Source organism: Pseudomonas sp. PS02302, assembly GCF_029959585.1.
GTDB lineage: Bacteria > Pseudomonadota > Gammaproteobacteria > Pseudomonadales > Pseudomonadaceae > Chryseomonas > Chryseomonas aestiva.
In genome coordinates this window covers 16,511-30,374 of sequence record NZ_JASCON010000065.1, presented here as the reverse complement: position 1 = coordinate 30,374, position 13,864 = coordinate 16,511, and the positions used below count along the sequence as shown (strand labels likewise).

Genomic DNA, 13,864 nt, shown 5'->3' with positions numbered 1-13,864 from the left:
GGGGGTTGGGGGCCGGGGGGGGCCCCGCCCGCCGCGGGCGCCGGGCACAACCGCCTCAGCCCGCGCGTTGCTGCGCGATCACGTCCATCAGGCGCTCGGCGATGCGGGTGTCGTAGGCCGCATCGATCTCGCGGATGCAGGTCGGGCTGGTGACGTTGATCTCGGTCAGGTGCTCGCCGATCACGTCCAGACCGACGAAGAGCAGGCCGCGCTTGCGCAATTCCGGACCCACCGTCGCGGCGATCTCGCGATCCCGTGCCGACAGCGGCTGGGCGACGCCGCGGCCACCGGCGGCCAGGTTGCCGCGGGTCTCGCCCTGGGCCGGAATGCGCGCCAGGCAATAGTCCACGGGTTCGCCGTCGATCATCAGGATGCGCTTGTCGCCGTCCTTGATGCCGGGCAGATAGCGCTGGGCGATGATTTGCTGGGTACCGTGGGCGGTCAGGGTCTCGAGGATCACCGAGAGATTCGGGTCGCCGTCGCGATGACGGAACACCGAGCTGCCCCCCATGCCGTCCAGCGGCTTGAGAATGACGTCGCCGTGGGTGCGGGCGAATTCGCGGATGATGTCGGCGCGGCGGCTGACCAGGGTCGGCGGCGCCAGCTCGGGGAACAGGGTGGCGAAGAACTTCTCGTTGCAGTCGCGCAGACTGGCGGGACGGTTGACCACCAGGGTGCCGCCACGCTCGGCCTGCTCCAGCAGGTAGGTGGCATAGACGAATTCGTTGTCGAAGGGCGGATCCTTGCGCATCAGGATCACGTCCAGCTCGCGCAGCGGCAGGTCGACGTCTTCGCCAAAGGCGAACCAGCGCTCCGGATCCTGGAACACGTCCAGCTGCCGACCGCGACCGCGGGCCTCGCCATCGACCTGGTACAGGTCCTGCATCTCGAAATAGTGCAGGGTCCAGCCGCGCGCCTTGGCCGCCCACAGCATGGCCATGGAGCTGTCCTTCTTATAGGAGATGCGTTCGATGGGATCCATGACGATCCCCAGACGGATACTCATTGACGCTAGACCTCGGTTCTACGTGGGCAAGGCGTCAGAATAGCCCTTCGATCCCCTTTAGTGCCAATGCTTGCACGATCGTCGTGGTGGGCGGGCCGGTGGTCCGTCACCAGGGGATCTGCGTGGTACGTCACGGTATTGTGTGCTACAAAGAGGCGCCGCCAAAGTGCCCGGATCGACATCATTCACGTTGCATCGACGATGAGCTGGTAGCTTGAACATGGAACAGTATTCGGAAGGGCTGAAGGTCATGGTGATCGACGACTCGAAGACGATTCGTCGGACCGCCGAGACCTTGCTCAAGAAAGTTGGCTGCGAAGTCATCACTGCCATCGATGGATTCGATGCGCTCGCCAAGATCGCCGATAGTCATCCCCATATCATCTTCGTGGACATCATGATGCCGCGCCTGGATGGCTATCAGACCTGCGCGCTGATCAAGAACAACAGCGCCTTCCGCGCGACGCCCGTCATCATGCTCTCCTCCCGTGACGGACTCTTCGACAAGGCCAAGGGCCGCATCGTCGGCTCTGACCAGTACCTCACCAAACCTTTCAGCAAAGAAGAGCTGATCGGGGCGATCAAGACCCACGTCCCCAGTTTCACTCCGCTCGAACAAGCGTCCTGAGTGTCCTGAGGCGGGCGATTCTATCTAGTAGGAAATTTTCATGGCTCGAATTCTGATCGTCGACGACTCTCCCACCGAGATGTACAAGCTCACCGCCATGCTGGAAAAGCATGGTCATCAGGTGCTCAAGGCCGAGAACGGTGCCGACGGCGTCGCCCTGGCGCGCCAGGAAAAGCCGGACGCGGTCCTGATGGATATCGTCATGCCCGGCCTCAACGGCTTCCAGGCGACCCGGCAGCTGACCAAGGATGCCGAGACCAGCCACATTCCGGTGGTCATCGTCACCACCAAGGACCAGGAAACCGACAAGGTCTGGGGCAAGCGCCAGGGCGCCAAGGACTACCTCACCAAGCCCATCGACGAAGACACCCTGTTGCGCACCCTGGCGGGTGTCCTGCAAGGCTGAGGTCTTTCGTCCGTTTCTCGCGGCAGCGCCCCACTGGGCAGGGAATCCTATGAGCGACGCCACCACGCCCTACGAGCTCTTGCGCCTGATCGATCTGCGCTGCCGCGAACGGGCAGCCGGTCTGCCGGCGCAACAGGAAAACCAGCGCAGCTGGAGCGGCATCGGCTTTCGCCTGGGTGAATTGCGTTTCGTGATTCCCATGGGCGAGGTCAGCGAGATCCTGCCGGAGCCGCGCTTCACCGCGCTGCCGGGTGTAAAACCGTGGCTCAAGGGTGTGGCCAACGTGCGCGGTCGCCTGCTGCCGATCGCCGACCTGGGGCAATTCCTCGGCGTGAAGGTCCAGGCCCTGCGCAAACAGCGGCGCATCCTGATCGTCGACCACGGCGACCTCTTCGTCGGATTGGCGGTTGACGAAGTTCTGGGTATGCAGCATTTCGACATCGAGGCCTATCGCGAACACGCCGACAGCGTGCCGTCAGGCCTGCACTTCTTTCTGGAAGGTGTTTTCCAACGCGACGTGCCCTGGCTGGTCTGCAGCCCGCGCGCCTTGGTTGAGCATCCCGAATTCATGGACGTCGCGGCCTAGGTCGCCAGACGTCCGGACGCTGCAAGGCGGATCGGGGTCGGGATGGCAGGAGCCGTCGCCGACGGGTGGGGGTAGGGCACCGAACACCGGCTTCAAGCGAACCGGGTTGGCGTCCGACAAGGATAGAACTAAAGGAACCAAGGTCCAGGCGGGGGCCGCTGATGAACAAACTCAATACCGGGAAACTCAACGCGTGGGTCGCGGGCATGTTCGTGGTGCTGATCGTCGCGATCGTGCTGCTGTTCGCCAACTTCGCGTACCTGGGCACCCAGACCAACTACGACAACCAGTACCAGGGCCAGGCCACCGAGCTGCGTATTCTCTCGCAGCAGCTGGCCAAGAGCGCCAGTGAGGCCGCCACCGGCAAGGCCGAGGCCTTCAAGGACCTGCGCCAGGCCCGTGCCGAGTTCGAACGCCGCCTGAACATCCTGCGCAGCGGTGATCCGCAGACCGGCCTGCCGCCTTCGCCGGCGATCCTCGGTCCGCGCCTGGATACCCTGGAGTCCCAATGGGAGAACCAGCGCAAGCAGGTCGACAGCATGCTTGGCAGCGAGCAGACCGTGCTCTCCCTGCACCAGCTGTCCGGCGCCCTGGCCGATACCATTCCCCAGCTGCAGGTCGAGAACGAAGAGATCGTCGACATCCTGATCGAGCGCGGCGCGCCCGCCAGTCAGGTGGTGGTGGCCCAGCGTCAGGCGCTGCTCGCCGAGCGGATCCTCGGCGCCATCAACAAGATCCTCACCGGCGACGAAGCCGCCGTACAGGCCGCCGACAGCTTTGGCCGCGACGCCAGCCTGTTCGGCCGCGTGCTCAAGGCCATGCGTGAAGGCAACGCCTCCATGGGCATCGCCAAGATCACCGATCCCGAGGCGGTCAGTCGCCTCAACGAAGCCAACAAGCTGTTCGAATTCGTTTCCGGCAACGTCGACGAGATCCTTGCCACCTCGCCCGAGCTGCTGCAGATCCGCTCCGCCGTGGGCCTGATCTACCGCGGCTCCCAGGCGCTGCTCGGTTCCGCCTCCGACCTCAGCGGCAGTTACGCCTCGCTGGCCCAGAGCCGCAAGATCAACACCGTGGGCAGCTACCTGCTGGTGTTCATCGCCCTCGGCGCCATTCTCTGCATCGGCTATATCCTGGTGCGCGACACCCGCCGCCGCCTGGCCGAGACCGACGAAAAGAACCAGCGCAACCAGACCGCCATTCTGCGCCTGCTGGACGAGATCGCCGACCTGGCCGACGGTGACCTGACCGTGCAGGCCACGGTGACCGAAGACTTCACCGGCGCCATCGCCGACTCCATCAACTACTCCATCGACCAGCTGCGCGAACTGGTGGAAACCATCAACCAGACCGCCGTCCAGGTGGCCGCCGCGGCCCAGGAGTCCCAGGACACCGCCACGGTGCTGGCCGAGGCCTCGGAACACCAGGCCCAGGAAATCGCCGGGGCTTCCGCGGCGATCAACGAGATGGCCGTGTCCATCGATCAGGTATCCACCAACGCCTCCGAATCCACCGCGGTGGCGGAGCGCTCCGTGGCCATCGCCAACAAGGGCAACCAGGTGGTGCACAACACCATCATCGGCATGGACAGCATTCGCGAGCAGATCCAGGACACCGCCAAGCGGATCAAGCGCCTGGGCGAATCGTCCCAGGAGATCGGCGACATCGTCGGCCTGATCAACGACATCGCCGACCAGACCAACATCCTGGCCCTGAACGCCGCCATCCAGGCCTCCATGGCCGGTGATGCCGGCCGCGGCTTCGCGGTGGTCGCCGACGAGGTCCAGCGCCTCGCCGAGCGTTCCTCGGGCGCCACCAAGCAGATCGAGGCCCTGGTCAAGGCGATCCAGACCGACACCAACGAAGCGGTCATCTCCATGGAGCAGACCACCTCGGAAGTGGTGCGCGGGGCCGCCCTGGCCCAGGATGCCGGTGTGGCCCTGGAGGAGATCGAGAAGGTTTCCCAGAGCCTGGCCGGGCTGATCCAGAACATCTCCAACGCCGCGCGCCAGCAGTCCTCGTCCGCCAGCCACATCTCCAGCACCATGAACGTGATTCAGGAGATCACCTCGCAGACCTCGACCGGTACCACCGCCACCGCGCGCAGCATCGGCGAGCTGGCCAAGCTGGCCAGCGAGATGCGGCGTTCGGTCTCGGGCTTCAATCTGCCGAACGAGCAGCCGCTGGGCTGAACACAGCGGCCACATCGCCGTGTGGCGAGGGGGAGACGGGGTGGGGGAGTCGAGTTGGGCGTTGCGCCGTGCTCCCGAGCTGCCGGATGCGGACTTCGAGCGTTGGCGACAGTTGCTGGAAACCCGCGCCGGCATGGTGCTGGAAGACCGCCAGCGCAGCTTTCTGCAGATCCAGCTGGCCGCGCGCATGCGCGAACTGGCGATCGCCGACTACGACAGCTACTACCAGGTCGTCTGTGCGGGCATCGGCGGGCGCATCGAATGGGTTCGGCTGCTCGACCGACTGACCATCCAGGCCACCCGCTTCTTTCGTCATCCGCCGTCCTTCGCGCTGCTGGAAACCTATGTGAACGAGTTCGCCAAGACCGCCGAGGGCGACAGCCTGACCCTCTGGAGTCTGGGGTGTGCCAGTGGCGAGGAAGCCTTTTCGATGGCCATCAGCACCGCCGAAGTGCTCACGCGGCAGCCGCGTCCGCTGACGTTCGCCCTGACCGGTACCGACATCAGTAGCGAAGCCCTGCGCCAGGCGCGGCAGGGCACCTACAGCCTGCAGCGACTGGCCGGGGTGCCGCCCGCCCCGCGCGAGCGGTATTTTCGTCCGCGCAGCGATGGCAACTTCGAGGTTGTCGCCGGGTTGATGGAGCGACTGTGCTTTGCCCGGCTCAATGTGCTGGAACTGGGCCAGGCCCCCTTGCAGGGGCTCAACGTCATTTTTTGTCAGAACTTGCTGATTTATTTCCGCCGCTGGCTGCGTCGAGACCTGCTCAACCAGCTGGTCCAGCGGCTTGCACCGGGTGGGCTCTTGGTCCTGGGTGTCGGTGAGGTGAGCAATTGGAGCCACCCGCAACTGATACCCGTCGATCATCCCGAAGTCCTGGCGTTCACCCGCCAGCTGGACCACCCGGCATGACAGGAGCCGAGATGATCGATCGACACGACTACGTAGCCCTCGAGTGGGTCAAGGGAGAGATCGCCGAAACCTTGCAGCAGGCCCGCAAGGCGCTCGAGGCGTTCGTCGACAACCCGCACGACCGTAGCCGCCTGGGTTTCTGTCGGACCTATGTGCATCAGGTCTACGGCACCTTGCAGATGGTGGAGTTCTACGGCGCCGCGCTGCTCGCCGAAGAGATGGAGCTGTTGCTGCAGGCCCTCCATGAAGAGCGGGTGAACAGCTCCGACGAGGCGCTGGAAGTGCTGATGCAGGCCATCCTGCAGGTACCGCCCTATCTGGATCGGGTCCTTGAAGCCCGCCGCGATCTGCCTCTGGCCATCCTGCCGCTGCTCAACGACCTGCGTTCGGCGCGCGGCGAGAAGCTGCTCTCCGAGACCAGCCTGTTCTCGCCGGATCTCTCCGCCACGCCGCTGTCGCTGAGCGACGCCGAACTGGCCGACCGCGCCGCGCCGGACTGGCTGCCGCGCCTGCGCAAGTTGCGCCAGGCGCTGCAGGGCGCCCAGGTCGGGCTGTTCCGCGACCGCGATGTCCAGCTGCACCTGGATTACCTGCTGCGGGTCTTCGAGCGCCTGGACCAGCTCTGTGCCGGTTCGCCCTTTGGCGCGCTCTGGCCGGTGGCGGCGGGCCTCACCGAATTGCTGCAGGCCGGCGAGCTGGACAACAGCAGTTCGATCCGCGGCCTGTTGCGGCAACTGGATCGCGAACTCAAGCGACTCATCAGCGACGGGGTGACCACCCTGAACCAGCCGGCGCCGGCCGATCTGCTGAAGAATCTGCTGTTCTACCTGGCCAAGGCGCCGGTGCAGAGTCCGCGCATCGCCGCGCTCAAGGCGCACTATCGCCTCGACGAGGCCCTGCCGGATGCCGAGCTGGTGGGCTTCGAGCGCTCGCGCATCGTTGGTCCGGATCGCGAAGCCATGCGCTCGGTGGTGACCGCGCTGTGCGAAGAGTTGGTGCAGATCAAGGACAGCCTGGACCTGTTCGTGCGCAGCGATCGCCAGCAGCCCGCCAGCCTGCGCGGGCTGCTGGCGCCGCTCAAGCAGATCGCCGATACCCTGGCGGTGCTGGGCTTCGGTCAGCCGCGCAAGGTGGTGCTCGAGCAGCACGAAGCCGTCGCCGAACTGGCCGATGGCGTGCGCGAGGCCAGCGACGCCGCCTTGATGGATATCGCCGGGGCGCTGCTCTACGTCGAAGCCACCCTGGCCGGCATGGTCAGCGGCAACGAGGTGGGTGATGCCGAAGAGAGCCGCTTGCCCACCACCGATATCGATCAGTTGCATCGGGTAGTGGTGCGCGAGGCGCGCAATGGCCTGGAGCAATCCAAGGACGCCATCATCGAGTTCATCGCCTCCCAGTGGAACCATGTCCACCTGGAGTCGGTGCCCCTGTTGCTGACCCAGGTCCGCGGCGGCCTGGCGATGATCCCGCTGGAGCGGGCTGCGGCCCAGGTGCAGGCGGCCAACGACTATATCTGCCAGCAGCTGCTGGGCAAGCAGGCCGTGCCGGACTGGCAGAGCCTGGACACCCTGGCCGACGCCATCACCAGCGTCGAGTACTACCTGGAGCGCCTGGCGGAAGATCCCTCCACGCCCCACGACATGATCCTCGACATCGCCGACGAGAGTCTCATCGCCCTCGGTTATCCGCCCAGGGCGGCTGGCGACGGCGAGGCGGCGGCAGCGCCCCTGTCCTCCGGCGAGGTCGCGCCGCCGGCCCTGGATCTGCCGGAAGACCAGCCCCTGGTTGCGGAACCGGTGGCCGAAGAGGCGCTGGAACTCACCGCGCTGCCGGTCGAGGAGCCTGTAGACGCCGGCGAAGCTTCGCCGGCCGAGTTCGAGTCAATCGCAGCGGAAGCGCCGCTGACCGCCGATCTTCTGGAGGCAGACGCGGCGGCCGAGGGGGCGGATGACGAGCCGCTCGGCGAGACCGCGCCCGCGCATGACGAACCCGAGGCGCTGCTGGCCGACAGCGAGGCGGACAGCCTGTCGCTGGCGACCGCCGATGCCGATGCGATCGCCGAGGTATTGGCCGCGCCGGTCAGTCCCATCAACCCCCCGGCAGCGCAGGTGCCGCACGCGCTGCTGCCGCCCGCCGCCGACGCCGAGCCGGTCGAGGACGAACTGCGCGAGGTCTTTATCGAAGAGGCCGGCGAGGTCCAGGCGGAGCTGGAACGCTGGTTGCCGATCTGGGAGGCCGAACCCGAGCAGCGCACCGCCTTGAGTGAATTGCGGCGCAATTTTCACACCCTCAAGGGCAGTGGTCGCATGGTCCAGGCACTGGTCATCGGCGAATTGGCCTGGGCTCTGGAAAATCTGTTCAATCGTCGCCTGGATAACAGCGTCGCTCACAGCGCCGCCCTGCAGGCGGTGGTCGAGCAGACCTGCGTCCTGCTGCCGCAGCTGGTCGAGGAATACGCCGAGAATCGTCAGCGGCAGCGCGACGACGTCGACTGGCTGGCCCACGCCGCGCACGCGCTGGCCCGTAACGAAGCCTTGCCCGAGCGTACCTCACCGGGCAGCGCAGCCGCCTCCGCGCCGACGCCGCTCCCCGAGGCGCACATGGGCGAGCCTGAGGTCGTGAGCCCCGTCGCCGCTGAAGCCGATACCCAGCTGCTGGATATCTTCCGCACCGAGGCCCAGGCGCACCTGGAAACCGTGCGCCGCTTTCTCGAGCAGTCGGAGGCCGGCAGTGCCCAGCCGGTCTCGGACAATCTGCTGCGCGCCCTGCACACCCTCAAGGGCAGTGCCCATATGGCGGGCAGTTCGCCGATGGCCGAGCTGGCGTCGGCGCTGGAACGGCTGGCCAAGGAATACAAGCTCGCCCATGTCGCCTTCGCCGAACCCGAGTGCGCCTTGCTCGCCCGGGGTGCCGAGTTGCTGGAGCGGCGACTGGGCGAGCTCGACGAAGGGGCGCTGGCAACGCCGCTGGCCGGTGCGCCGGACGTCATCGCGTCCTGCGAAGCGCTGCTGGAGGAGCTGGATCCCCAGGTGCCGCTGCCCGAGGCACCGCTGCCGGAACAGCGTGATGTCCTGCGGCTGACCGATTTCCTCATGCCGGGAATGGACCTGTTGCTGGAGGCCGATGAGCGCCTGAATGCCTGGCGGACCGACGGTGACCGGGCGGCCTGCCCGGATCTGCTGGCCGAGCGCCTGAATAGCTTTGCCGATGGGGCTGCCCGGGTCGGACTGGCCGATGTCGAGCAGCTCGCTGAAGCGCTGCAGGTGGTCTATGCCGCCGCGGCGAGCGGTTCGCTGCCCGCCGACGAGGCCTTCTTCCGTGAAGCGGCAGAGGCCCAGGAAGCCCTGATCAGCATGCTCAATCAGCTGGCCGGTGGCATGCGGGCCACGCCGAGCGAGGAGCGGATCCAGGGCCTGCGCGGCCTGCTGGCCGGCATTCTCGCCGGACTGCCCATGGCGGACACCACCCTGCTGGCCGAGCCCGAACCCGAAGACCTCTTCGATCCGGCAACGGCCACGCCGGTCGCACCCGAACTGGCGCTGGACGTCGAACTGCCCGCCGAAGCCGAAGCCGAAGCCGAAGCCGAAGCCGAAGCCGAAGCCGAAGCCGAAGCCGAGCCTGAGCTGGAGTCGCTGGCGCAGCCGGAAGAGCTGCTGCCGCCCTTGGCGGACAGCGAGCCGGCGGATGCCGTCGAGCCCGAGTCCGAGGCTGCCGAGTCGGTCGATCCGGAGATGCAGCTGATCTTCCTCGAGGAAGCCCAGGACCTGCTGGACAGCGCCGATCGGGCGCTGAAGCGTTGGCTGGTGGAGCCGCAGCAGCGCTTCCACCTCGGCACCCTGCAGCGCGATCTGCATACCCTCAAGGGCGGCGCCCATCTCGCCGGGGTGATGCCGGTCGCGCAGCTGGCCACGGAGCTGGACGCCATCTACGAAGGCCTGCTCGATGGCCGTCTCGCCGGCGGCGCCGAACTGGCCAACCCCCTGCGTGACGCCCATGGCTGCCTGGCCGCGCAGCTCGAAGAGCTGGCGGCGGGTGAGCCGGTCAGCGAGCATGGCGAGCAGGTCGAGCGCCTGCAGCGCATCCGTACCGGTCATCTGGATGACCTGCCGGAGCTGGACACCGCCGGGTCTACCCCGGGCGAGTTTGAGCTCGGCGAAGCTATCGCGGACCAGCCGACGGATGCCGAGTCGCCGCTGTGGGCGCCGACGCCCCTGGCCGCGCCGGAGGCGGACGAGGGGCCCGACGCCGAGTTGCTGGCCATCTACATCGAAGAGAGTCGCGACCTGCTCGACAGCATGGCGACCTCGCTGCGCGCCTGGGAAGCCGAGCCGCGCAACAGTCTCGAACTGGAATCCCTGTTACGCGACCTGCATACCCTCAAGGGCGGTGCGCGCCTGGCCGAGGTGGATGCCATCGGCGATCTGGCCCATGCCCTGGAGGCCTTCTACGAGGGCCTGGCGCGGGGAAGGATCAAGCCCGGTGCCGACCTGGGCAGCCTGTTGCAGCGTTGCCACGACCGCCTGCACGAGCAACTCGAAGCCCTGGCCCAGGGGCAGGTCCCGGCGCCGGCTGGCGATCTGGTCGAGGCCTTGCGCGATTATCGCTGCGAGCCGCTGACGGCCGGTGTGACGGCCGCCCCCGTGGTCGCCGCACCGGTCTTCGACGCCGACACCGATGCGGAAATCCTCGAAATCTTCATGGAGGAAGCCCAGGACCTGCTGGTCAGCATGGACGAGGCCCTGGCGGACTGGCCGGCCGCGCCCGACGTGGCGGTGGACGAGTTGCTGCGCTGCCTGCATACCCTCAAGGGTGGTGCGCGCCTGGCCGGTCTGCACGGCCTGGGTGAGCAGGCCCATGAGCTGGAACAGCAACTGGCGGAGTTGCGCTCGCTCGCCGTGGGGTTGAGCGAGGACGATCGCGAGCGGGTACGCGTCCTGGCGACCCAGGGGGTCGACGGGCTGCAGTTGGCGGTGGCCCAGCTGTCGCTGCCGGCCGCCGCCCCGGAGCGTACACCCCCGGTGCCGGTCGAGACGGCCGAAGCCGAAGCCGAAGCGGAAGTCGCGAGCGAGTCTGATCTGCCGGCGGCCGCGGACCTTGCCGGGGATGACGAGACGCCAGGCCTGGACGCCGAGCCCATTGTCACGCGCCCGTTCGCCGCGTCGCCTGAGCCGACCAGTGCCGCGGCACCGATCATGGTGGCGGCCGAGACGCCTGCGCCAGCGGTTGCGCCGCTGCCCTTCGTGCAGCGCCTGCAGCAGGTTCGTCAGCAGGCGGCGCAGCGGCGGTCCTCCCAGGAACTGGTGCGGGTACCGGCCGCGTTGCTGGAAGAGCTGGTCAACCTGGCCGGCGAGACCTCGATCTTCCGCGGTCGCGTCGAGCAGCAGGTCAGCGACATCGGTACCACCCTCGGCGAGATGGAAGCCACCATCGAGCGGGTCCGCGATCAGCTGCGCCGGCTGGATACCGAGACCCAGGCGCAGATCATCAGTCGTCATCACGAAGACGTGGATCGCGCCGGCTACGAGGATTTCGACCCCCTGGAGCTGGATCGCTATTCCCAGCTGCAGCAGCTGTCCCGGGCGCTGTTCGAATCGGCTTCCGACCTGCTGGATCTGAAGAACACCCTGGGCCAGCGCAATCGCGATGCCGAGACCCTGCTGCTGCAACAGGCGCGGGTCAACACCGAGTTGCAGGAAAGCCTCATGCAGACGCGCATGGTGCCTTTCGAGCGCATGGTGCCGCGGTTGCACCGGGTGGTACGCCAGGTCAGCGCCGAACTGGACAAGCCGATCGAGCTGCGGGTCGGCAACGCCGAGGGCGAGCTGGACCGCACGGTGCTGGAGCGGATCATTCCGCCGCTCGAGCACATGCTGCGTAACGCCATCGACCACGGGGTCGAGGACGCCGCCGGGCGCCAGCGCGCCGGCAAGCCGGCCGAGGGCGTGATCAGCCTGGATCTGCGTCGTGAAGGCGGCGACATCATCCTGACCCTGGCCGACGACGGCCGTGGCATCGACCTGGGGGCAGTCCGCCGCAAGGCCATCGAGCGCGGCCTGATGGCAGAAGACGCGCAGCTTACCGATCAGGAGCTGCTGCAATTCATCCTCGAATCGGGCTTCTCCACGGCGCCGACCGTCACCCAGATTTCCGGGCGTGGCGTGGGCATGGACGTGGTGCACCAGGAGGTGAAGCAGCTCGGCGGCAACATGGACATCCATAGCGTGGCGGGCGAGGGGACGCGCTTCACCATCCGTCTGCCGTTCACCGTGTCGGTGAACCGCGCGCTCATGGTGCATGCCGGCGACGATCTCTATGCCGTGCCACTGAACACCATCGAAGGCATCGTGCGGGTGACCGCGGCCGATCTCGAGCGCTATTACCGCCCGGGGGCGACGACCTTCGAATACGGCGGCCAGCACTATGACCTGCGCTACCTGGGGCACCTGCTCAACAACGGCCAGCAGCCCAAGCTGAGCGGCCAGAGTCTGCCGCTGCCGGTGGTGCTGGTGCGTTCCGCCGAATACGCCGTGGCCGTGCAGGTGGATGCGGTGGCCGGCTCGCGGGAGATCGTGGTGAAGGGCCTCGGTCCGCAATTCGCCGGGGTACCCGGTCTGTCCGGCGCCACCCTGCTGGGGGACGGGCGCGTGGTGGTGATTCTCGACCTGCTGGCGATGATCCGCAGCCAGCGTGCCAGCGGCGAGGAACTCGCCCGGCTGGCGCAGGGGCCGGCCACGGTGGCCGAGGTCACCCGGCCAGTGCTGGTCATGGTGGTGGACGATTCGGTCACGGTGCGCAAGGTCACCAGCCGCCTGCTGGAACGCCACGGCATGGAGGTCTTCACCGCCAAGGACGGGGTGGATGCCATTGCCCAGTTGCAGGAGCGGCAGCCGGACATCCTGCTGCTGGACATCGAGATGCCACGCATGGACGGCTTCGAGGTGGCGACCCTGGTGCGCCACGACGCGCGCCTCAAGGACCTGCCAATCGTGATGATCACCTCCCGGACCGGGGAAAAGCACCGCGAGCGGGCGCTGAGCCTGGGCGTGAACGAATACCTGGGCAAGCCCTACCAGGAGAGCGAACTCCTGGCCCACATCCATCGGTTGGTCAGGCAAGATGACTGAGATGCACACCGCCCGCGTCGCCATCCTGGCCGACAGTCCGCTGCAGCGCCACGTGCTGCAGCAGGTGCTGGCCGACAATGGCTATCACGTCGTTCTCAACAGCGATCCGGAGCGCTTCGACGAAGCGGCCTGGCCCACGGTCGCGACCGATCTGTGGCTGATCGACCTCAGCCAGACGGAGGAGTCGCCACTGGTGGACGCGCTGCTGGAGGGGGCCGAGGTGCCCATCCTGTTCGGCGAAGGCCAGGCGCCGGAGCGCTTCACCGATCCCTTCACCCAGTGGGAAAAACGCCTGATCGGCAAGCTCAAGCGGCTGATCGGCGATCCCGTGGCGGCGGTCGGTCCGGCCCTGGAGACCCTGCTGCAGGACCAGCCGCGACCGCCGCGCCTGACGCTGCCGGAACCCCTGGCCAATCTGCCGCTGCCAGCCGGCGATCCGGCCCCCGAGGTCTGGTTGCTGGCCGCGTCCCTGGGCGGTCCGGCGGCGGTGAAGGCCTTTCTCGATGCCCTGCCGGGCGGTCTGCCAGTCGGCTTCCTCTATGCCCAGCACATCGGCGACGGCTTTGCCGCCAGCCTGTTGCGCGCGGTCGGCCGGCACAGTCAATGGCATATCCAGGGCGCGCGCCCGGGTGAGCCGGTGCGCTGCGGCGAGGTGGTGGTGGTGCCGACCCAGCAGGAACTGACCTTTCGCGCCTCTGGTGCCCTGGACATCGTCGAGCGCGCCTGGCCCGAGCCCTATACGCCGTCGATCAGCCAGATGATGCTCAACCTGGCGCAGCATTTCGGCGCGCGCTGCGGGGTCATCGTCTTCAGCGGCATGGGCAACGACGGCACCGCTTCGGCGCCCTATGTGCGGCGTCGCGGAGGCACGCTCTGGACCCAGTCGGCGAGCACCTGCATCGCCCCGAGCATGCCGGAAAGCCTGCGCGAATCGGGTCTTGCGACCCTTACCGCCGATCCCCGCGGCCTGGCCGAAGCCCTGGTGGCGCGCCTGGCCGAGCAGCGAAGCTAA

8 protein-coding genes are annotated in these 13,864 nt (G+C 67.2%); 7 read left to right on the top strand and 1 reads right to left on the bottom strand.

Features of this window, described 5'->3' with window-relative positions:
- Positions 1-55 precede the first annotated feature (55 nt).
- On the bottom strand, positions 56-1,006 hold the full coding sequence (gene gshB, locus QMX82_RS19170) for a glutathione synthase (protein ID WP_282286556.1): 951 nt from the start codon (positions 1,004-1,006) through the stop codon (positions 56-58).
- Positions 1,007-1,226: 220 nt separating this feature from the next.
- Here gshB and pilG point away from each other — a divergent pair, with 220 nt between their 5' ends.
- From pilG to QMX82_RS19135, 7 genes are all read left to right on the top strand, one after another.
- A complete protein-coding gene (gene pilG, locus QMX82_RS19165) occupies positions 1,227-1,634 on the top strand; it encodes a twitching motility response regulator PilG (RefSeq protein WP_007161679.1) in 408 nt (135 codons plus the stop codon).
- Between the two features lie 40 nt (positions 1,635-1,674).
- Complete coding sequence (gene pilH / locus QMX82_RS19160; RefSeq protein ID WP_007161680.1) at positions 1,675-2,040, top strand: twitching motility response regulator PilH; 366 nt, start codon at positions 1,675-1,677, stop codon at positions 2,038-2,040.
- A 49-nt stretch (positions 2,041-2,089) separates the two neighbouring features.
- On the top strand, positions 2,090-2,626 hold the full coding sequence (locus QMX82_RS19155) for a chemotaxis protein CheW (protein WP_208693877.1): 537 nt from the start codon (positions 2,090-2,092) through the stop codon (positions 2,624-2,626).
- A gap of 161 nt (positions 2,627-2,787) precedes the next feature.
- Positions 2,788-4,818, top strand: coding sequence for a methyl-accepting chemotaxis protein (locus tag QMX82_RS19150; protein WP_282286528.1), 2,031 nt, complete (start codon positions 2,788-2,790; stop codon positions 4,816-4,818).
- A 61-nt stretch (positions 4,819-4,879) separates the two neighbouring features.
- Positions 4,880-5,728, top strand: a complete 849-nt coding sequence (locus QMX82_RS19145) for a CheR family methyltransferase (protein WP_282286527.1) — start codon at positions 4,880-4,882, stop codon at positions 5,726-5,728.
- An 11-nt stretch (positions 5,729-5,739) separates the two neighbouring features.
- Positions 5,740-12,852 (top strand): Hpt domain-containing protein, encoded by a 7,113-nt coding sequence (locus QMX82_RS19140; RefSeq protein ID WP_282286520.1) that lies wholly within the window; start codon positions 5,740-5,742, stop codon positions 12,850-12,852.
- Positions 12,845-13,864 carry a chemotaxis protein CheB gene (locus tag QMX82_RS19135; protein WP_273860884.1) on the top strand — a complete coding sequence of 340 codons (1,020 nt, stop codon included), beginning with the start codon at positions 12,845-12,847 and terminating at the stop codon, positions 13,862-13,864. The genes QMX82_RS19140 and QMX82_RS19135 overlap by 8 nt, the downstream gene beginning before the upstream one ends.